At 69.2% G+C, this 19,112-nt stretch carries 18 protein-coding genes; 7 read left to right on the top strand and 11 right to left on the bottom strand.

Translation table 11 applies throughout. From position 1 onward, the window contains the following. Positions 1-31 precede the first annotated feature (31 nt). The 5 genes from AB0N89_RS28095 to AB0N89_RS28075 all read left to right on the top strand — a co-directional run bounded on the left by AB0N89_RS28095 (position 32) and on the right by AB0N89_RS28075 (position 4,445). Positions 32-928: a hypothetical protein gene (locus AB0N89_RS28095; RefSeq protein ID WP_364210133.1), complete on the top strand. Its 897-nt coding sequence runs from the start codon at positions 32-34 to the stop codon at positions 926-928. Beyond that, positions 925-1,800 (top strand): hypothetical protein, encoded by an 876-nt coding sequence (locus AB0N89_RS28090; RefSeq protein WP_364210130.1) that lies wholly within the window; start codon positions 925-927, stop codon positions 1,798-1,800. Before AB0N89_RS28095 ends, AB0N89_RS28090 begins: the two co-directional genes overlap by 4 nt. 142 nt (positions 1,801-1,942) lie before the next feature. Beyond that, the gene (locus tag AB0N89_RS28085; RefSeq protein ID WP_364210127.1) at positions 1,943-2,620 is read left to right on the top strand and encodes a hypothetical protein; all 678 of its coding nucleotides are present in this window, start codon (positions 1,943-1,945) and stop codon (positions 2,618-2,620) included. A gap of 72 nt (positions 2,621-2,692) precedes the next feature. After that, entirely contained in the window at positions 2,693-3,499 is an 807-nt protein-coding gene (locus AB0N89_RS28080; RefSeq protein WP_364210124.1) for a hypothetical protein, read from the top strand. Between the two features lie 61 nt (positions 3,500-3,560). Further along, positions 3,561-4,445, top strand: coding sequence for an NAD-dependent epimerase/dehydratase family protein (locus tag AB0N89_RS28075; RefSeq protein ID WP_364210121.1), 885 nt, complete (start codon positions 3,561-3,563; stop codon positions 4,443-4,445). A 13-nt stretch (positions 4,446-4,458) separates the two neighbouring features. On the opposite strand, the gene AB0N89_RS28070 is transcribed toward AB0N89_RS28075, so the two are convergent. Continuing rightward, complete coding sequence (locus AB0N89_RS28070) at positions 4,459-4,950, bottom strand: hypothetical protein (RefSeq protein ID WP_364210118.1); 492 nt, start codon at positions 4,948-4,950, stop codon at positions 4,459-4,461. Further along, positions 4,947-6,353: a wax ester/triacylglycerol synthase family O-acyltransferase gene (locus AB0N89_RS28065; RefSeq protein WP_364210115.1), complete on the bottom strand. Its 1,407-nt coding sequence runs from the start codon at positions 6,351-6,353 to the stop codon at positions 4,947-4,949. The genes AB0N89_RS28070 and AB0N89_RS28065 overlap by 4 nt, the downstream gene beginning before the upstream one ends. A 34-nt stretch (positions 6,354-6,387) precedes the next feature. Between AB0N89_RS28065 and AB0N89_RS28060 the strand changes: the two genes are divergently transcribed. Continuing rightward, a complete protein-coding gene (locus AB0N89_RS28060) occupies positions 6,388-7,152 on the top strand; it encodes an RNA methyltransferase (protein WP_364210112.1) in 765 nt (254 codons plus the stop codon). Here the strand turns inward: AB0N89_RS28060 and AB0N89_RS28055 are convergent. After that, positions 7,149-7,553 carry an HAD-IA family hydrolase gene (locus AB0N89_RS28055; RefSeq protein WP_364210109.1) on the bottom strand — a complete coding sequence of 135 codons (405 nt, stop codon included), beginning with the start codon at positions 7,551-7,553 and terminating at the stop codon, positions 7,149-7,151. The genes AB0N89_RS28060 and AB0N89_RS28055 overlap by 4 nt on opposite strands. A gap of 110 nt (positions 7,554-7,663) precedes the next feature. Between AB0N89_RS28055 and AB0N89_RS28050 the strand changes: the two genes are divergently transcribed. After that, complete coding sequence (locus AB0N89_RS28050; RefSeq protein WP_364210106.1) at positions 7,664-8,164, top strand: Rv3235 family protein; 501 nt, start codon at positions 7,664-7,666, stop codon at positions 8,162-8,164. Between the two features lie 52 nt (positions 8,165-8,216). On the opposite strand, the gene secA is transcribed toward AB0N89_RS28050, so the two are convergent. The 8 genes from secA to AB0N89_RS28010 all read right to left on the bottom strand — a co-directional run bounded on the left by secA (position 8,217) and on the right by AB0N89_RS28010 (position 19,063). Beyond that, positions 8,217-11,048, bottom strand: coding sequence for a preprotein translocase subunit SecA (gene secA / locus AB0N89_RS28045; protein WP_364210103.1), 2,832 nt, complete (start codon positions 11,046-11,048; stop codon positions 8,217-8,219). A gap of 249 nt (positions 11,049-11,297) precedes the next feature. Beyond that, positions 11,298-11,987: a ribosome-associated translation inhibitor RaiA gene (gene raiA, locus AB0N89_RS28040; RefSeq protein WP_364210100.1), complete on the bottom strand. Its 690-nt coding sequence runs from the start codon at positions 11,985-11,987 to the stop codon at positions 11,298-11,300. Between the two features lie 543 nt (positions 11,988-12,530). Continuing rightward, the gene (locus AB0N89_RS28035; RefSeq protein ID WP_364210239.1) at positions 12,531-13,169 is read right to left on the bottom strand and encodes a ComF family protein; all 639 of its coding nucleotides are present in this window, start codon (positions 13,167-13,169) and stop codon (positions 12,531-12,533) included. A gap of 204 nt (positions 13,170-13,373) precedes the next feature. Then, positions 13,374-15,101 (bottom strand): LpqB family beta-propeller domain-containing protein, encoded by a 1,728-nt coding sequence (locus AB0N89_RS28030; RefSeq protein ID WP_364210097.1) that lies wholly within the window; start codon positions 15,099-15,101, stop codon positions 13,374-13,376. Then, positions 15,098-16,816, bottom strand: a complete 1,719-nt coding sequence (gene mtrB, locus AB0N89_RS28025; RefSeq protein ID WP_364210094.1) for an MtrAB system histidine kinase MtrB — start codon at positions 16,814-16,816, stop codon at positions 15,098-15,100. The genes AB0N89_RS28030 and mtrB overlap by 4 nt, the downstream gene beginning before the upstream one ends. A 7-nt stretch (positions 16,817-16,823) precedes the next feature. Then, positions 16,824-17,501: an MtrAB system response regulator MtrA gene (mtrA, locus tag AB0N89_RS28020; RefSeq protein WP_005150760.1), complete on the bottom strand. Its 678-nt coding sequence runs from the start codon at positions 17,499-17,501 to the stop codon at positions 16,824-16,826. A 111-nt stretch (positions 17,502-17,612) separates the two neighbouring features. After that, a complete protein-coding gene (locus AB0N89_RS28015) occupies positions 17,613-18,749 on the bottom strand; it encodes an FAD-dependent oxidoreductase (RefSeq protein WP_364210091.1) in 1,137 nt (378 codons plus the stop codon). Next, positions 18,746-19,063: a bifunctional 3-phenylpropionate/cinnamic acid dioxygenase ferredoxin subunit gene (locus AB0N89_RS28010; RefSeq protein ID WP_364210236.1), complete on the bottom strand. Its 318-nt coding sequence runs from the start codon at positions 19,061-19,063 to the stop codon at positions 18,746-18,748. The genes AB0N89_RS28015 and AB0N89_RS28010 overlap by 4 nt, the downstream gene beginning before the upstream one ends. Positions 19,064-19,112: the final 49 nt, after the last annotated feature.

Genomic DNA, 19,112 nt, shown 5'->3' with positions numbered 1-19,112 from the left:
CGGATTAGATCAACTTTTCTGAGGGGTCCCCTTGAAGCGCGTAACCACGCTCGCCGCCATCACCACGGCCGCCGTCCTGGCGCTGTCCGCTTGCGGTGGCGAGAAGCAGTCCGGCGCGGCTGCTCCCGCACCTTCCGAAGCGAAGAGCTCGCTTTCGTCGCCGCTCGGCGACCCGATCCAGCTCGCGACCCTGAGCCGCGAGAGCACCAAGAAGGCCAAGTCGTCGAAGATGACGATGGAGTCCGTCGCCGGCACCGAGAAGAACACGGCGTCCGGGCAGGGCGTGTACGACGGCGAGAACAGCAAGCTCGCGATGGTCATGGACAGCGACGGCAAGAAGCTCGACATGCTGTTCATCGACAATGCGCTGTACTTCAAGCTCGACGCGGAGGACAAGGCCGAGCTGAAGACCGACAAGGCGTACCTGAAGATCTCGCCCGACGGTCAGGACCCGCTCTCGCAGCTGCTCGGCAAGATGATGTCGAAGGCCGTCAAGGACAGCGACCCCTCCCGCGTCTTCGAGCAGATCTCGAAGGCCGGGAAGATCACGAAGTCGGACCAGATCGAGCTGAACGGCGAGCAGACCAACCACTACGTCATCGAGGTCGAAGCCGAGAAGGCCATCGCCCTCATCATGGGTGAGATCGGCATCCCGCTGCCCGCCGAGACCCTGAACCAGCTCAAGGCGAAGCTCGAAGGCAAGAACGTCACGATCCTCACCGAGCTGTGGCTCAACGCCGACCAGCTGCCCGTGCAGGTCATCTCGGATCAGACCGCGTTCGTGAAGGCCATGGGCGCCCCCGGTGACGGCGTCGCCAAGACCACGGTCAAGTACACCGACTGGGGTTCCCCGGTGACCATCGAGGTCCCGCCCGCCGACCAGGTCGGCGACATGGCGGAGCTCGCGAAGAAGGCAGGCGGCCGGTGAGGCGCGCCACCGTCAAGCTCGCCGCGGCGGCCGCGGCCCTGACCCTGGTGGTCACGGGCTGCGGCACCCGTCCGGACGCCCAGGCCGAGAACAAGGGTGGCGAGCTCGCGCTGGCCACCCCGTTCACCGACGCGCTCGGCCTGGTCGAGGCCGCGAAGCAGGGGACACGGAAGAGCAAGTCCTCCAAGACGACCATCGACACCGCGGGCGGGAACTCCCGGATCACGGGCACCGTGCTCGCCTACTACGACGGTCCCGCCACGAAGCTCGAAGCGAACATGACCATCGGCGGTGAGACCGGCGTCCTGCGCCTCGTCGACCAGATGCTGTATCTCAAGCTGCCGGCCGAAGAGAAGGCCCAGCTCAAGACGGACAAGAACTGGGGGAAGATCGACCTGAACAGCCAGGATCCCCAGGCGAAGGCCATGGGGAAGGCCATGCAGAGGTCGTTCGAGATGGGTGACCCGGCGAAGCAGCTGGAGATGGTCGAGAAGACCGGCCGCATCATCCGGTCGGAACAGACCCGGCTCGACGGCGTCCCGGTGAACCACTACTTCGTCGAATTCGACGTCAGGAAGCAGTTCGACCTGTTCCTCGGCGACGAACTCCCCGCCGACAAGCGGACGCAGGTCGAAAAGCAGCTCGAGGGCAAGGATCTGCAGGTCCCGGCCGAGCTGTGGTTCAACGCCGAGCAGCTCCCGCTGAAGATGACCATGGACCTTGCCCCGTTCCTGAAGTCGATGGGACGGAGCGATGCCGACGGAGCCAAGTCGACGTACACCTACAGCGACTGGGGCACGTCGGTGGACGTCGTTCCGCCTCCGGCCGCCGAGGTGGGCGACTACTCCGAAATGGTGAAGCAGCACATCTGAGAGCCCGATCCCCGTGAAGGCCCCCTTCCCCATGCTCAACCGAGGGAAGGGGGCCTTCACGCGCTTCCGGACCATCGGACGGTGGAAATTCACGCGCTAGGCGCTACGGTAGTGGTACAGACCATTCACCCGAGGGAGTCCTATGCGTGCCACCGGATTCGCCGTCGTCTGTACCGCTCTCCTGCTGTTGGGAGGCTGTTCCGGCGAAGAGAAACCGGCGGCGCCACCGGCGGACGCGGCGCAGCTGGCCTCGGTCGCCGGCGCGGGCACGCAGAAGGCCCGGTCGTCCAAGATCGCGCTGGAGACCACCGCCGAGGACGGCCGCAAGGTCGTGGTGACCAGCTCCGGGCTCTACGAGGGCCCGAACAGCAAGTTCTCCATGGTCGCCGAGGTCGCGGGCGAGAAACGGGACCTGATCTACGCCGACGGTGTCCTCTACTACCACCTGTCCGACGCGCAGGTTCAGGAACTCAAGACCGACAAGGAATGGGTCAAGATCACCGCCGGCGGCAAGGACGCGCTCTCCGCGGCCAACGGCGCGCTGATGACGGACGTCGTCGAGAAGCTGGATCCGACACGCACGATCGAGCGGATCTCGAAGTCCGGCAAGGTCACCAAGTCCGAACAGGCCGACCTGAACGGGACGGCCACCACGCACTACGTTCTCGATCTCGGCGGCTCGCCCGCCGAGGTGTGGCTGGACGGCGAGCAGCGTCCGGTGCAGGTCAGCATCGACAAGGCCACGATCAAGTACGACAGCTGGGCCTCGGACGTGGTGATCATCGCGCCGCCGCCCGAGGCCATCGGCGACAGCCGCTGAGCCGTTCCCCCGATCGGGGCGAGGGTCCCGCCTGTGTTTCGCTTGAGTGCCCGCCTTGGAAAGCAGGTCCTCATGCGGAGAACGGCCCTGTCCGCCGTAGTGCTCGTACTCGGCGCGACGCTCGGCGCTTGCGACGGCGAAACGGCCGTCTCGTTCGCCGACGCCCGCGCGCTCGCCGACGGGGCCGCGGCCGCCATGGAGGGCAAGGCGGCGAAGTTCGCCACCGAGGTCACGGCGGGCACGATGCGTTCGAAGAGCCAGGGGCAGGCCCGCGTCGCGCGGGCGGGCACGGCGCTGGCGATGACCACGGACTTCCTCGGCGAGCCGCTCGAACTCCGGCTCGTCGACAAAATCGTCTTCGCCAAGGTTCCCGAAAGCAGCCGTGAGGACGTCCCCGGCGGGAAGCCGTGGGTCAAGGTCTCCGATAACGGCACAGTCGGCGCCGATCCGTTCTCGCAGGTCGCCGGGGACAGCATCGACCAGCTGGCGAAGCAGAACGACCCCGGCCGGGCGCTCGACCAGGTCCGGCGGGCGGGCACGGTCACCGAGTCCGGGCACGCCGATCTCGACGGCGCGTCCACCGAGCACTACCGGCTGGACATCGACATGGCCGCGCTGGGCGGCGATCTGCCCGCCGGGTTGTCGGCGGAGGCCGTCGGGGAACTGCACGGCAAGCTCGGGAAGATCCCCATGGAGGTCTGGCTCGACGACGCGCGTCAGCCGGTGCAGATCGTGCTCGACCTCGCCCCCGTCCTCGCCGCTTCGGGGGTCCCGGACAGCGCGATGGCGCGGATCGTCACGCGCTACAGCGATTGGGGCACGCAGGCGGACATCCAGGCTCCGCCGCCGGAAGAGATCGGGGAGATCCCGGCGGGCTGACCCTGTCACGTTCCCCGCGCCCGTCTCGTCCAGGTCGTGAAGGCGGACAGGAGGAGCGAACATGCGCGTGATGGTGATCGGGGCGACCGGGGTGCTGGGGCGGCCGCTGGTGCGGCGGCTGCTGGCCGAGGGGCACGACGTGAGCGGGCTCGCCCGCGGCGAGGACCGGGTCGCGGCCGTGCGCGCGACCGGCGCGAAACCGGTGACGGGTTCGCTGTTCGACGTCGATTCCCTGGCCGGGGCGCTGAACGGGCACGACGCGGTGGTGAACGTCGCGACCCGGATCCCCGACGCGCGCCACGCGATGACGGCGTCCGGCTGGGCGGAGAACGACCGGCTGCGGATCGACGGCAGCCGGACGCTCGCGGCCGCCGTGCGCCGGGTCGGGGAGCTGGGAATCGTGGTGCAGGAAGGGATCTCGTTCGTCTACGCCGACGGCGGCGACGTGGAAATCGACGAAGACGCGCCTCTGGCGGCGCACGGCCACATCGCGTCTTCGACGGTGGGACACGCGAACATCGCGGCGCTGGCGGACGAGGGACGCACCGCGATCCGGCTGCGGATCGGGCTGCTGGTCTCCGACGATCCGATGACCACGATGATGCTGACGTCCGCGCGACGCGGTTCGCCGTTGATCATCGGCCGCCGGGCCGAGTGGACCGCGGCGATCCACCCGGACGACGCGGCGGCGGGCGCGATCGCGGCGCTGCGGGCGCCGAGCGGCGTCTACAACCTGGCCGCGGATCCGGTGCGGAAACAGGACCTCGGCGAGGCGATGGCCGCCGCGGCCGGCGTCCGGCGGCCACGCGCGCTGCCGAAATGGCTGGCGAACCGGGTGGGGTCGATGTCGGTGCTGGCCCGTTCGCACCGGGTGGTGTCGGCCCGGCTCACCGAGGCGACCGGCTGGCGGCCCGAACGCCCGGTGCCCGGCCCCTCGTGGTTCTAGCGTTTCGAGGGGGTTAGAGGAGCTCCAGCAGGAAAGGGAGCTCCTGGGGCGCGTACCAGGCGAGTTCGTGGTCTTCGGCGTCGCCGAGGGTGAATTCCGCGTCCGGGTCGCCGAGGTCGGCCTGGTCGATCACCGCGGCGGCGGCCTGGACCGACTCGGCGGCCTCGGCGGCGTCGACGTGGATCGCGGCGACGTCGGCGATCTTCACCGGCCCGGACAGCCGGACGACGGCATCGTCGAGGTCCGGGCGCAGGGTGACCTCGTCGAGGTCGGCCGAGATCACCACCCGCCGCGGCTCGGGTTTCTCCTCGGCCGCGATCAGCCGGAGCGACGCCCTGGCGGCGTCGAGCAACGCGGCGTACTCGAGTTCCTCGTCGGATCCGCTGGCGTAGGACTCCCGCAGCGCCGGGGTCAGCGCGAAGCCCGTGCCACTGCGCGCCCGGAGCTCTCCGGCGGTTTCGAGCTCACGGAGCATCGCGATCGTCCCGGGCAGATAAACCCTCACCAGTGCGCACCCTTCAGCTCTTCCAACGATTCCTCGATCATCCCGGCGAGAAGGTCCACATCGGACACGGCCTTGCGGTCGCCGTTCAGTCCGAAGTAGACACCGCCGTGATACGAGGTGACCCCGATCGCCAGCGCCTGATTGCGCACCAGCGGCATGACCGGGAACATCTCCACCATCTTCGCCTGTCCCGCGTAGAGCGGCACCTGCGGCCCCGGCGAATTCGTGATGAGCACGTTGAAGATGCGCCCCGACATCGACCCGGCCGCCCGTGCGCCCAGCGAATGCAGGGTCGCCGGAGCGAAGCCGCCGACCGTCAGCAGCCCGCGCGCGGCGACCGACCGGCCCGAGTCGAGATGGTCCGCCATCGCGTGGCCGATGTGCTGCAGCCGCAGGACCGCGTTCGGTTCCCCGACCGGGAGGTCGACCAGGTAGGCGTCGACCTGGTTCCCGACCAGGGCCGGCGTCGAGTACTCGGCCGTCTCGGCGTCGCGGACGGCCATCGGCACCAGGGCGCGCACGGTGGTCGTCGCGGTCAGGGCCGAGCCGCGGGAGAGCAGCCATTCCCGCAGCGCGCCGGTGATCGCCGCCAGCACGACGTCGTTGACCGTGCCGCCGTGCTCGGCGCGGACCTTGCGGAAGTCCTCCAGCCGCGTGCGGACCACGGCGAACATGCGGCCGCCGGAGGTGCGGACGTTGAGCGGTCCGGAAGGCGCGGGTTTGACCATGGTCTTCAGCGCGGACGCGACGTCACCGACCGTTTCGGTGACCTTCCCCGCCATCGCGGTGGCGTCGTGGGCGATGGACCGGACGTTCTCGACCAGCTCGGTCGGGCGCTGCACGGTCTCGGCGACGGCGTCGAGCATCAGCTGGGTGCGGCTCGGTTCCCGGCGCGGATGCCAGTTGTCGTCGAACGGTTCCGGCTCCTGCGGGGCGGTCTCCAGGATCAGCTGGCCGAGCTCGATGGTGCCGACCCCGTCCACAACGGACTGATGCGTCTTGGTCACCAGCGCGATCCGGTCCCCCGCCAGCCCTTCGACGAAGTACGCCTCCCAGAGCGGCCGTCCCGGGTCGAGCCGCCGCGACATCAGCCGCGCCACGAGGTCGAAGAGCTGGCCGTCGGAGCCCGGCTGCGGCAGCGCGGACCGGCGGACGTGGTAGTTGAGGTCGAAGTCGACGTCGTCGACCCACACCGGCCGGGCGAGATGTCCCGGCACCTCCAGCACTCGCTGCCGGTAGCGCGGCAGGTACGCCAGCCGCTGCCCGATCAGGTCCAGCAGCTGCTCGTGGGTGAAGCCGCCGCGCGGCCGTTCGAAGATCGCCACGCCGCCGACGTGCATCGGGGTCGAGTGGTCTTCCACGTACAGGAACGAGGCGTCCAGCGCGGAGAGGCGGTCGGGCATGAGCCGATCCTTACATAGTGGGACACTCGCCGGTGTGGGTGATGAGTCGGTGATCTCGCCGAAGGACCGGTTCCTGACGGTGTACGGCCGGAAACCGGTGCTCGAGGCACTGGACGACGCGGCTCTCGAGGTGGACAAGGTGATTCTCGCCGACACGGTGCGAGGACCGAACGCCGCCGAGATCCAGCGTGCCGCCAAGGCCGCCGGGGTGCCGGTGCAGCGCGCGAGCGCGCATCGCGTCAAGGTGCTGGCCGGCAACGGCAAGCAGGACCAGGGCGTGCTGGCCGACGTCGTCGCCCCGCGCATGCGGTCGCTCCAGGCGGCGCTGTCCGACGGCAGGCCGCCGTCGCGGGTGCTGCTGCTCGACGGCATCACCACCCCGGCGAACGTCGGGATGATCCTGCGCACGGCGACCGCCGCCGGGCTGGAGGGCGTCGTCGTGCCTCGGCGCGGGGTCGCCGCCCTCGACCCGATGGTGGTCAAGGCCTCCGCCGGGGTCGCGTTCCGCGCGCCGGTCCTGCGGTGCGGCAGCGCACGTGAGGCCGCCGAGATGCTCACCGAAGCCGGGTACGGCATCTACGCGCTGGGCGCTTCGGCCCGCGAGACGGTGTTCGACGTCGAGCTGCCGCAGCGCGCGGCCTTCGTGCTGGGCGGGGAGACGAACGGCGTCGGCGCCGAGGTCGGCGAGCTGGTGACGGAGTGGATGTCGATCCCGATGCCGGGCGAGGTCGAGTCGCTCAACGTGTCCGCGGCCGCCGCCGTGCTCTCGTTCGAGCTGGTCCGCCGCGCGAAGGCTTAAGGCTTCGGGAACAGGGCGCCGAGCTCGGTCAACGTCTCCTCGACCGACGTGTGGTGCACGCCCGCCATCCCGGCCGCCACCGCGGCCCGGACGTTGTGCGCGGCGTCGTCGACGAACACGCACCGCCCGGCGGGCAGGTCCAGCAGCCCGGCGGTGAGCAGGTAGACCTCGCGTTCGGGTTTGGCCACGCCGACCTCGCCGGAGAACACGAGCGCGTCGAAGAACGGGTTCAACGCCCGCTTGGCCTCCTTCGACGCCCCGGGCGCGTTCGACAGCAAGGCCGTTTTGATGCCGCGTGCCCTGACGGCCTGGAGGAAGGCGTACAGCTCGTCCGCGCCGTCGTCCGTCAGCACCCCGACGTAGTCGATGACCAGCCCTTTCAGCACCGTTCCACCGTACACAAGCGATCACCGCCGATTCATCCTCTCGGGCGGTTGGTGTCGCGACATCGCCTGTCTCCCGCCCCTTAGTTGCTGGGCGCGGCCGAGGGGCCGCGGAGGGGGACTGCCTGATGCGTTCGTACGTACTGAGACGGCTGAAACCGTGTGAACCGCCTTACCGGGTCGCGAGCAGGCTGGTGCACCGGGTGGCGCCGCCGGACAACCAGCTCGTGCTGGACCTGCGGCTGGGCGGGGAACAGATCGTGGAGGAACCCCGGCCTCGGCCCGACACGCCGGACCGGCGCCAGGTGGGCAGGCTGCTGACCACCATCCTCGAAGCCTGCGACGGACGCCGTCCGGCGAGCCAGGTGCGGCCGATCCTCGACCCGGCGCTCCACAGCGCGCTGCTCGACAGCGGCCGCCGTCGCCCGCCGGGCGGCTACCGGCCGAAGTCGATCCACCTGTGCCATCCGGCGGACGGCGTCGTCGAGGCCTGCGCGACGGTCGAACAGAACGAGCGCTGCCTCGCGCTGGCCGCCCGCTTCGAGCGGACACCGTCGGGCTGGGTGTGCACGCGTTTCAACCTGCTGAAGCCGCCGCGCCGGGTTTCCGCGCTCCGGCTCGTGGCATGACGAAGGGGCCTTTCACCGTGTCTCACACGGTGAAAGGCCCCTTCGGACACTCCTAGCGGCGCGGGCCCTTCTTGCCCTTCTTCTGGGAGGCGCGCTGCGCGGCACGACGCTCCCGGCGGGTCCCGCTCTGGTCGCCGCCGTCGCTGCCGGCACTGTCCGAATGCGACTCGACGCCGCCGTCCTCGGACGGGCCCGACAGGGTCAGACCGGTCTGCGAACCACCGCCGAGTCCCTTGCCCCGCAAGGCGGACGGCACGGACTCGGTGTCGGTCGCCGGCCCCTGCGGAGGCGTCGGGCGGGCGTGCCGTCCGTCGCCGTTGGCGGCCTGGCCGTTCCCGGACCCGACACCGGCGGGCAGCGCGGACGCGGACTCGGGCGACGGGGCGGCGGGTTCGGCCTGCTCGACCTGGAGGTTGAACAGGAAGCCGACGGCCTCCTCCTTCAGCGACTCCAGCATCGCGCGGAACATGTCGTAGCCCTCGCGCTGGTACTCGATGACCGGGTCGCGCTGCGCCAGGGCCCGCATGCCGATGCCCTCCTTGAGATAGTCCATCTCGTAGAGGTGCTCACGCCACTTGCGGTCGAGCACGGTGAGCATCACCTGGCGCTCCAGGCTGCGCATCGCGCCTTCGCCGACCTTGCCGTCGATCTCGACCTCGCGCTCGTCGTACGCGCGGTGGGCGTCGTCGAGCAGCGCCTCGCGCAGCCCTTCGGCGTCGAGGTCGTCGTCCTCGGTCAGCGAGTCCCAGGTGACCTTCACCGGGTACAGCGTCTTGAGCGCCGTCCACAGCTTCTCGTGGTCCCAGTCCTCGGCGTAGCCCGAAGAGGTCTCCTCGTTGACGTACGCGTTGATGACGTCGACGAGCATGTGCTCGATCTGCTCGCGGAGGTCCTCTCCTTCGAGGACGCGCAGGCGCTCGGCGTAGATCACCTTGCGCTGCTCGTTCATGACCTCGTCGTACTTGAGGACGTTCTTGCGGATCTCCATGTTCTGCATCTCGACCTGCGTCTGCGCGCTCTTGATGGCCTTGGAGACCATCTTGTGCTCGATCGGCACGTCGTCCGGCAGCCGCATGGTGGTCATGACCCGCTCGACCATCGTCGCGTTGAAGCGGCGCATGAGCTCGTCACCGAGCGACAGGTAGAACCGGGACTCGCCCGGGTCGCCCTGACGGCCGGAACGACCGCGGAGCTGGTTGTCGATCCGGCGCGATTCGTGCCGCTCGGTGCCGAGGACGTACAGACCGCCCGCCTCGCGGACCTCTTCGGCCTCGGCCTTGGTCTCCGCCTGGATCTGCTCGAGCACCTTCGGCCAGGCCGCCTCGTACTCTTCGGAGTGCTCCACCGGGTCGAGGCCGCGCTCGCGCAGCTCCTCGTCGGCGATGAGGTCCGGGTTGCCGCCGAGCACGATGTCGGTACCGCGGCCCGCCATGTTGGTGGCGACCGTGACCGCGCCCTTGCGCCCGGCGCGGGCGACGATCAGCGCCTCCCGGTCGTGGTGCTTGGCGTTGAGGACCTCGTGCGGGACACCCAGCTTGAGCAGCAGTTTCGACAGGTGCTCGGACTTCTCGACACTCGTGGTGCCGACCAGCACCGGCTGGCCCTTCTCGTGCCGCTCGGCGATGTCCTCGGCGACGGCCTCGAACTTGGCCTGCTCGGTCTTGTAGATCAGGTCGGCCTGGTCGGCGCGGACCATCGGCTTGTTGGTCGGGATCGGCACCACACCCAGCTTGTAGGTCTGGTGGAACTCGGCCGCCTCGGTCTCGGCGGTACCGGTCATGCCCGACAGCTTGCCGTAGAGCCGGAAGTAGTTCTGCAGCGTGATCGTGGCGAGAGTCTGGTTCTCGGCCTTGATCTCGACGCCTTCCTTGGCCTCGATCGCCTGGTGCATGCCCTCGTTGTAGCGGCGGCCGTGCAGGATACGGCCGGTGAACTCGTCGACGATGAGGACTTCGCCGTCACGGACGATGTAGTCCTTGTCGCGCTTGTAGAGCTCCTTGACCTTCAGCGCGTTGTTCAGGTAGCCGACCAGCGGCGTGTTCGCGGCCTCGTAGAGGTTGTCGATGCCGAGCTGGTCCTCGACGAAGGCGACACCCTTCTCGGTGACACCGACGGTGCGCTTGCGGATGTCCACCTCGTAGTGGATGTCCACCTTCATCAGCGGCGTCATCCGCGCGAACTCGACGTACCAGCGCGAGGACTGGTCGGCCGGGCCCGAGATGATCAGCGGCGTCCGGGCCTCGTCGATGAGGATGGAGTCCACCTCGTCGACGATCGCGAAGTTGTGGCCGCGCTGCACGCAGTCTTCGAGGCTCCACGCCATGTTGTCGCGCAGGTAGTCGAAGCCGAACTCGTTGTTCGTGCCGTGCGTGATGTCGGCGGCGTACTGCTGGCGGCGGACCTCGGGGGTCTGGTCGGCCAGGATGACCCCGACCTCGAGGCCGAGGAAGCGGTGGATGCGGCCCATCCACTCGGCGTCACGTTTGGCGAGGTAGTCGTTCACCGTGATGACGTGCACGCCCTTGCCGGACACGGCGTTCAGGTACGCGGGGAGGACCTGGGTCAGGGTCTTGCCCTCACCGGTCTTCATCTCGGAGACCTGGCCGAGGTGCAGCGCGGCGCCGCCCATCAGCTGGACGTCGTAGGGGCGCTGGCCGAGCACGCGCCAGGCGGCTTCCCTCGCCACCGCGAACGCCTCCGGCAGGAGGTCGTCGAGTGACTCGCCGTCCGCGTGCCGCTTACGGAACTCCTCGGTCTTGGCCCGCAGCGCGGTGTCCGAAAGGTCCTTGACGTCGTCTTCGAGGGTGTTGATGTGATCGGCGATGTTGCGCAGCCGCTTCACCATCTTGCCCTCGCCCGCGCGGAGCAGGCGGTTCAGCACCATCCGGTCGACCTCACTAGCTGATTGTGATCGCACCCGAGCCGGTCCCGGGCAATCTTGTCCGCGGTGGCGCACTGGTCACGCACCACCGTCCGCCCCCATCGTAGGGAACACCTCGGTGTTCGCGCACGCACCGTCTGTCGGTATCTGACCTGGCCGGTGCGCATCCCGGCCGATCCGGACAGGAAGGTGGCCCGTACGCGCACGCGTACGGGCCACCTCACGGTCGTTGCGGGTTGTCGGAGGGACCGGCTAGCTCAGCCGGATGACGCCGTAGTCGAAGCCTCGCCTCCGGTAGACGACGCTCGGGCATCCGGCGTCGGAGTCGTTGAACAGATAGAAGTCGTGACCGACCAGTTCCATCTCGTAGAGAGCCTGGTCGACCGTCATGGGCTCCGCGTCGTGCTTCTTCTCGCGGACGACGCGACCGGGCTGGTGTTCGGTCACCCCGTCATCCCAGCGCTGCTGGGGCATCTCGAACTCTTCACCGCTCTCGACGGCGAAACCGTTGGCCAGGGGTTCGGCCTCAGGCGCCTCGAGCACAGCGGTACCCGCCGAAGGCCGGGTGTCGGTGGTCATGCCACCGGCGACCGCCATCGAAGTCGCCTCGGCGACGGATTCCGGGCGGCTGCGGCCATAGTGCACGCGCCGGCGGTCGTGTGTCTTCCGCAACCTGTTCTCGAGCTTGTTGAGTGCGGAATCCAGCGCTGCGTAGAAGTCGCCGGCACACGCTTCGGCGCGTACGGCGGGGCCCCTGCCCTTACCGGTGATTTCGACGCGCTGGCAGTTCTTCGACTGCCTGCGATTGGGCTCATGGAAGAGCTCCACGTCGTAACGGATGACCTTCTTGTCGTAGCGCTCTAGCCGGGCCAGCTTTTCGCTGACAAGTGCCCGATAGTGGTCAGGCACCTCCACGTTGCGGCCCTTAACGACGATGTCCATACACGACCTCCCTCGCTGAAATGACTGCGAGCTGTAGATGTGTTCACTAGGGCGCCGGTAAAGCGGGGACGAAGCCCGGATCGCGGGCGATGAGGGAACTCGGCATGCGGTCACGACGTCTCGTGGCGGATGTCCGAGCGCGGACTCAGCGCGGCTCCGGCGCCAGGGACATGGGCTGGTCACCTCCCTGCCTGCCGGGATTGCTGATAGCGCTGCACGTTAGCTGCAACACGCCCCGAGCAACAGCCCCCGAGCCGGGGGATATCAGGACGTGAGACCTCGTCACCGCACGCGACGACGGCAGCCTGTCCAGCGGGACAATCCGGCTCGCCGGGCGCGGTCCCCGTGATTTGTTTTCACGCGGACGGCGCAAGCCTTCGGACAGGAAAAAGCCGAGGGTGACGCCGCCAAGGGAATCCGCCGCCACCCCGGTGGAGTGGCGGGCCGCTCGAGTGTTCCCCGGAAGCTGCCTCATATCCCGTCAACGCCCTTGTACCCATTCCCGTTCCCGATCATTCATCACTCTTGTAGGTGACACTCCGATCACCCGGCGGCGGCCAGTGCCACCACCGCGGAAACGTGAATTCGGCTTATGCCCAGAACGCGCACACAAGCGGCGGCGGTCGCTCCGGTTGTGATCACGTCGTCAAGAAGCACGACGCTCTCCGGACGCGCTCCCGGGACCAGGCGGACGCGGCCGTCGAGGTTCACCGCACGTTCGGCCCTGGTGAGTCCCACGGCGTCGCGAACCCCGGACCGGAGTGCGAGGATCGGCGCCACTTTCGCCGGTTTTCCCTTACCTGCCAGCACTTTCACGCATTCTTCGGCGAGCCGCCGGACATGCGGTCCACCTCGGACACGCGAGGCGTGCCGTCGCGAAGGGACCGGGACGAGACACGGTTCCGCGGCGGGCCCGGGCAGATGGACCAGGGCTTCGGCGACGGCGCGCCCGAGGGACGGCGCGAGGTCGCGACGGCCGCGTTCCTTGTAGGCGAGGATCAGGCGGCGGGCGTCGTCGGCGTAGCGGGCCAGGGCGTAGACGGGGACGAGGCCTGCCGTCGGCGCGCGGGTGATCTCGCTGAGCGAACCCCAAGCGGTCCGGCAGGTGGCGCAGCAGGGCGCGCCGGGTGCCCCGCAGGAGGCGCAGCGGGCGGGGATGAGGAGATCCAGGAGTTTGGTCATGCCGTCGAGGATCGCGGCGGGGTCCGACAATTCCCGGCCCCGTTGTGTCATGAGGGGTCCCCTTAGGACACTTTTCGTCCCAAGGGGACCCCTCATGACAGCAGTCGAGGAGAAGGAGCCGGGGTCCGTCGGCGCGCCGGGATGCCAGCCGAGAAGAAGCCCGGACGCCAGTCGAGGAGAAGGGGGCGCGGTGGCCTCGGCCGCTCAGCCCGGATAGAACGGGTCCGCGTCGGTGACGGTGTGCGCCTGCGGCCGCCAGACCTCGCCGAGTTCGGAGGCGACCCACAGCCCGCCCGCGTCCGCGACCAGGTTCTGTTTGCTCGGCGCCGCGGTGACCCCGTGCAACGGCGGGGTCAGGTTCGAGCTGTTGAAGGTGTCCATCCGCTGCCCGTCCAGCGGCACCTTGACCACCGGCAGGGTGCTCGACGAGGTCACGGCGATCAGGTGGTCCTGGGTCGCCCAGTCGACGTCGACGACGTCCTTGAGGTCGCGTTCCTGCAGCTTGCGCGGCGCCCGGAGCACGACGGAGTCCGCCGTCCGCACGATCGAGGCGACCACCAGCTGCCCGTTGACCACGGCGGCCAGCCGGGACCCGTCACGCGAAAGGCGCAGTTCGGTGATCTGGCCGAGCCCGGTGAGCAGGGTCGCGTCGACGCCGGCCTTCACCCATCGGCCGTCCGCGGCCAGGGTGACCCTGGCGACGGTGTTGTGGTCGACGACCGTCCAGACCTCGCCCGAAACCCCGCCGCCGCGGGCGACCGGACGCCAGGTGGGGCGGCTCAGGCTGCCGCCGAACAGGTCCACCGAAGCGAGATCGCGGCCGAGGTCGCCGACCCGGAGCCACTGCCTGCCGTCGCGTTCTTCGACCACCGCGAGCCGTTTGCCGTCGACGGACTGAGCGCCGCTGACGACCTTGTAGCCGCCGTTGCCCGCGGGCCCGCCGATCGGCTGCCCGTCACCGAGCGACCGGACCCGCCCGTTCACGGTCATCAGCCCCTGCTCCGAGTCGGGCGCGATGTCCACGTTGTAGTTCGGCAGTTCGCCGGCACGCCAGTACTCGTGTTCCGGCACCAGCGCGGTGCCATCGGCCAGCAGCCGGATCCGGCTCAGTGTCACCGTCTGCAGCGAGAGGACGATCTGCGCGGCGATCAGGTTCCGGTCCGCGACGCTGGCCCCGCCGATCCCGGTCAGGGCGACGTCCAGGGTCCCGTCGTCCGTGCTGCGCACGTTGGTCTCGGTGGTGACCTGGTCGTTCAGCAGGTCCTTGACCGCGCCCTTCAACCCTTCCGACGGTCCCTGCAGCACCAGGTCCATCACCCGGCCGGGCAATCCGGCCTGCGGTTTCGCCGCGACGTAGCGAAGGTCGGGGACGAAGGCGCCGGAGTCGGGCGAGTAGAAGCTGATCGGCACCCGGAAGTAGTTCTTCGCGAAGTCCGCGTCGGTGACGGCGAGCTCCTGCGGCGGGTCCACGATCCGCCACTGGCCGTTCTGCTGTTTCCGCAGCTTGAACTGCTGCGAGTACTCGGCCTTGACCGGGATGAACGCGCTGTCGGGGCTCAGGTTGCCGAGTTTGAACCCGCGGACGTTCACCAGCTGCTCGTCCGGGTTCCCTGTCGGCGAACCGGTGTCGTAAACGGTGCCGAAGGTGTTGTCGATGATCGTCAGACCGGGCGACGGCTTCCAGTTCCGCCGGGCGTCGTCGTCCAGGTACACCCGTGCGTCGGCGTTCGCCGTGCCCGGGGTCGCGGAGTTGCGGATGAACTGGCGGATGACGGTCAGCGAGTCGATCCCGGCCTGCGGTTCGGGGACGTCCACCGGCGCCTGCCCGGGTTTGTCACCGGGGACGGCGACGGGCTGGGTTTCGAGCGGGATGTTCGCGCAGCCGGCGACCAGCAGGAACACCGCAAGCAGGGTCAGCAGCCGTTTTTTCACCGGCCGACCTCCTCGGGCTCGGCGAGGATCGCGTCGGGCGCCGGGCGGACTTCGAGCAGTCCCGACGACGAACCGCGCGTGTCGGTCGCCTTGTGATCGGGCGGGGGCAGGACCAGCGGGCTCTCCCCCATCGGCGTGTCCTGCTGCCGCGGCAGCACGAGCCGGAAACAGGCGCCGTGGCCGGTCTCGCCCCAGGCGTCGAGGACGCCGCCGTGCAACCGGGCGTCCTCCTGGCTGATCGCGAGGCCGAGACCGGTGCCGCCGGTCCGGCGGTTGCGGGACGGGTCGGCCCGCCAGAACCGGTTGAACACCAGTTCCGCCTCGCCGGGGCGGAGCCCGACTCCCCGGTCCCGCACGGTGATGGCGACGGCGGTCTCGTTGACCGCCAGCGTCAGCACCACCGGATTCCCTTCGCTGTGGTCCACCGCGTTGGCCAGCAGGTTGCGCAGGATCCGCTCGACGCGGCGCGCGTCGACCTCGGCGGGCGCCTCCTCGTCCGGCAGGACCAGCTCGACCGAACTGCCCGCGTTGCCCGCGATCACCCGGACCTGTTCGACGGCCCTGGTCGCGATCGGCCGGACGTCGATCAGCTCGGCGGAAAGTTCCTCGACGCCCGCGTCGAGCCTGCTGATCTCCAGCAGGTCGCCGAGCAGGGCCTCGAACCGGTCGAGTTCGTCGACCAGCAGTTCGGTGGAACGGGCGAGCCCGGCCGGGAACTGTTCGCGCGACGCGTGCAGCACATCGGCGGCCATCCGGACGGTGGTCAGCGGGGTGCGCAGCTCGTGCGAGACGTCGGAGGTGAACCGGCGCTGCAGGCCGCCGAACTCCTCCAGCTGGCGGATCTGCCGCTGGATGCTCGCGGCCATCTCGTTGTAGGACACGGCGAGTTTGGCCAGATCGTCCTCGCCGAGCACGGCGAGACGCTGGTCGAGGTCTCCGCCCGCGAACTGTTCCGCCGCCGCGGCGGCCTGCCGGACCGGCCGCACCACCTGCCGGGTGACCAGGTTCGTGATCCCCGCCAGCAGGATCAGCAGGACGAGACCGCCGACGAGCAGCGTGTTCTGCACGGTCGAGACGGTGTTCTGCTCGCTGGTGAGCGGATACAGCAGATAGAGCTGGAGCGGGTTGATCATCGTGCTCACCGGCGCGCCGACGATCAGGTACGTCGTCTTGCCGCCGTCGGCTTCGGTGACCGTGTGGATCAGCCAGCTGAGCTGCTCGGTCTCCACGAACTGGCGCAGCCGGACCGGCACCTTGTCGTAGGGGCCGGCGGCCACCGGTTTGCTCGACTGGTCACGGCCGCCCGCGGCCAGCACCGGTTCGAAGGTGCCCGCCGTCGATCCCGCGCCGTCCTGCGTGGTCGTCGTGCTGGTGATCTTCTTGAGCGCGTTGTTCATCCGCGCCGTCAGCGCTTCCGAGCCTTCGGTGCCGACGCCGATCAGCTCGTTGGCCGCGGTCTCGACGACCGCCCTGGTCTGCGTGATCGCCGCGTTCTGCTTGGTCTCCATCAGCCGTTCGGTGATCTGGTTCTGCAGCACCATGCCCAGTACGAACACCACGGCCGACGACAGCGCCAGTGTGGACACCGTGACCCGGAACTGGAGCGAGTACCGCCACAGCTCGTTGAACGAGACGACCTTGCGGCGCACGAAAACCACGATGCGCCGGATATGGCGCATCGTGGTGTGGGCGACCCCTCGCAGACCTCCGCTCATGGGGTGATCACGGCGGGCCGGCCTTGTACCCGACGCCGCGGACCGTCAACACCACCTCGGGGTGCTCCGGGTCCTTCTCCACCTTCGAGCGCAGACGCTGGACGTGCACGTTCACGAGACGGGTGTCGGCGGCGTGGCGGTAGCCCCACACCTGTTCGAGGAGCACCTCGCGGGTGAACACCTGACGCGGCTTGCGGGCGAGCGCGACCAGGAGGTCGAACTCCAGCGGGGTCAGCGGGATGGCCTTGCCCTCCCGGGTCACCTCGTGGCCGGGGACGTCGATCGCGAGGTCGCCGATCGTCAGCGACTCGGCGGGCTCGGCCTCCGTGCGGCGCATCCGGGCGCGGACGCGGGCCACGAGCTCCTTCGGCTTGAAGGGCTTGACCACGTAGTCGTCGGCACCCGACTCGAGCCCGAGGACGATGTCGACGGTGTCGCTCTTGGCGGTGAGCATCACGATCGGCACGCCGGACTCGGCCCGGATCGCCTTGCAGACGTCGATGCCGTTCATCCCGGGCAGCATGAGGTCGAGGAGGACCAGGTCCGGTTTCAGCTCACGAAGCGCGGGCAGCGCTCGTGAGCCGTCGGCCACGACGGCTGTGTCGAACCCCTCCCCACGCAGCACGATGGTGAGCATCTCCGCGAGAGCAGGGTCGTCGTCGACGACCAGAACACGTGCCTTCATAAACCTATGTTCGCACTAGTTTCCCCGCGCGGGCGCACGACCCGGCGATGTGACCACCAGAAAGATCATCGAATCGGTCAAATTGCTCCATCCGAGTAGGGTCTTCGGCCCCTAGAGAGCCCGCCGGAGCTTGGTGAACGGCCTCGGGGAGTCGATCGCGAAGACACCGGTCAGGGCGCCGCCGCGGTGATACGCCGCGACGAAGCGCTTCGACGCGACGTCGCCTTCGACGATCCGCACGTCTTCCGTGGCCACTCCGGCGAATTGGAGCCGCCGTCCGTACTGATCGGACCAAAAGTAACCGTGTCGTGCGAAATGCGTGACGGTCGCGCCGGCGAGGAGGTTCTCGGCCGCGACCCCCGCCTGCTCGTTCGCCGCCGTCCAGTGTTCCGCCCGGACACGACGGCCGCGCAGGCGGCAGCGGTACCGCGCGACGTCACCCACCGCGATCACTCGGGGATTCGCTGTGACACAGCCGGAATCGACCAGCACCCCGTCGTCGACGGCGATCCCGGAACCGGTCAGCCATGCGGTGGCCGGCCGCGCCCCGACTCCGGCGACGACGAGATCGGCGCGGATCTCCCGGCCGTCGGCGAGCCGCACACCGGTGACGCGGTCGCTTCCGGCGAACCCGGCGACGGCGACGCCCGCGATCAGCCGGACGTCGTTCTCGGCGTGCAGTTCCCCGGCCACCGCGCCCATCCGCGCGCCGAGGACCGGGGCGAGCGGGACGGGCATCGCCTCGATCACGGTGACGCCGTGACCGAGCAGACGACAGGCGGACGCGACCTCCGCGCCGATGAATCCCGCGCCGACGACGACCACCGAAGCGGGCCCGGCGGCGAGTTCCCGTTTCAGCGAGACGGCGTCTTCGAGCGTCCGCAAGGTGTGAACGCCTTTCAGATTCCTCGCCGCGCCAAGGGTTCTGGCCACCGAGCCGGTCGCGATGACGTAGCCGTCGGCGGCGATCGTGGTGCCGTCGGTGAGCGTCACGCCTTCACGGCCGAGCCTTTCGGCGCGGATCCCGACGCGCCATTCGGCGTCCAACGCGTCGAGGTCGTCCTGACCGGCGAGCGCGAGGTCATCGGCGGAAATCTTGCCCAGCAAGAAATCCTTCGACAACGGCGGCCGGTCGTACGGCGGTTCGGCGCCGATCATCACCAGCCGTCCTTCGAATCCCCGCGCACGCAACTCCTGCGCCGAACGGAGTCCCGCCAGGGAAGTGCCGACGACGGCGACGGTTCTCAAGCGACGTCCCGCTGTGCCCCGGTGTCGACGTAGATCACCCCGTCGGCGACCACGACCGGGTACGTGCGCACGGCGTTCTTCGCGGGCAGGCAGTCCGGGACGCCTGTCCGCAGATCGAACCGGGCGGCGTGCAACGGGCATTCGACGAAACAGCCCTCGATCCAGCCGTCGGCGAGCGACGCGTCCTGATGGCTGCACGTGTCGTCCAGGGCGTAATAGCCGCCCTCGGAATGGAAGACCGAGACGGGCACGGGACCTTCGAGGCGGAGAGCTTCGCCCTCGGGGAGTTCGGAGACGGAGCAGGCACGGATCATCGGGGCCTCCGGGGAAAGGGCCGACGGTTTGTCGATGTTGCGCATTACG

The sequence above is a fragment of the Amycolatopsis sp. NPDC089917 genome (genome assembly GCF_040684635.1).
Classification (GTDB): Bacteria; Actinomycetota; Actinomycetes; order Mycobacteriales; family Pseudonocardiaceae; genus Amycolatopsis.
This window is presented reverse-complemented; position numbering and strand designations above follow the sequence as displayed.

Bases quoted from the DNA above. Each gene is read 5' to 3' on its own strand.
- AB0N89_RS28050 (WP_364210106.1), top strand. From the start codon at position 7,664: ATGCGTTCGTACGTACTGAGACGGCTGAAACCGTGTGAACCGCCTTAC.
- AB0N89_RS28065 (WP_364210115.1), bottom strand. From the start codon at position 6,353: ATGCCCGACCGCCTCTCCGCGCTGGACGCCTCGTTCCTGTACGTGGAA.
- AB0N89_RS28085 (WP_364210127.1), top strand. From the start codon at position 1,943: ATGCGTGCCACCGGATTCGCCGTCGTCTGTACCGCTCTCCTGCTGTTG.
- raiA (WP_364210100.1), bottom strand. From the start codon at position 11,987: ATGGACATCGTCGTTAAGGGCCGCAACGTGGAGGTGCCTGACCACTAT.
- secA (WP_364210103.1), bottom strand. From the start codon at position 11,048: ATGGTGCTGAACCGCCTGCTCCGCGCGGGCGAGGGCAAGATGGTGAAG.
- AB0N89_RS28010 (WP_364210236.1), bottom strand. From the start codon at position 19,063: ATGATCCGTGCCTGCTCCGTCTCCGAACTCCCCGAGGGCGAAGCTCTC.
- AB0N89_RS28080 (WP_364210124.1), top strand. From the start codon at position 2,693: ATGCGGAGAACGGCCCTGTCCGCCGTAGTGCTCGTACTCGGCGCGACG.
- mtrA (WP_005150760.1), bottom strand. From the start codon at position 17,501: ATGAAGGCACGTGTTCTGGTCGTCGACGACGACCCTGCTCTCGCGGAG.
- mtrB (WP_364210094.1), bottom strand. From the start codon at position 16,816: ATGAGCGGAGGTCTGCGAGGGGTCGCCCACACCACGATGCGCCATATC.
- AB0N89_RS28035 (WP_364210239.1), bottom strand. From the start codon at position 13,169: ATGACCAAACTCCTGGATCTCCTCATCCCCGCCCGCTGCGCCTCCTGC.
- AB0N89_RS28075 (WP_364210121.1), top strand. From the start codon at position 3,561: ATGCGCGTGATGGTGATCGGGGCGACCGGGGTGCTGGGGCGGCCGCTG.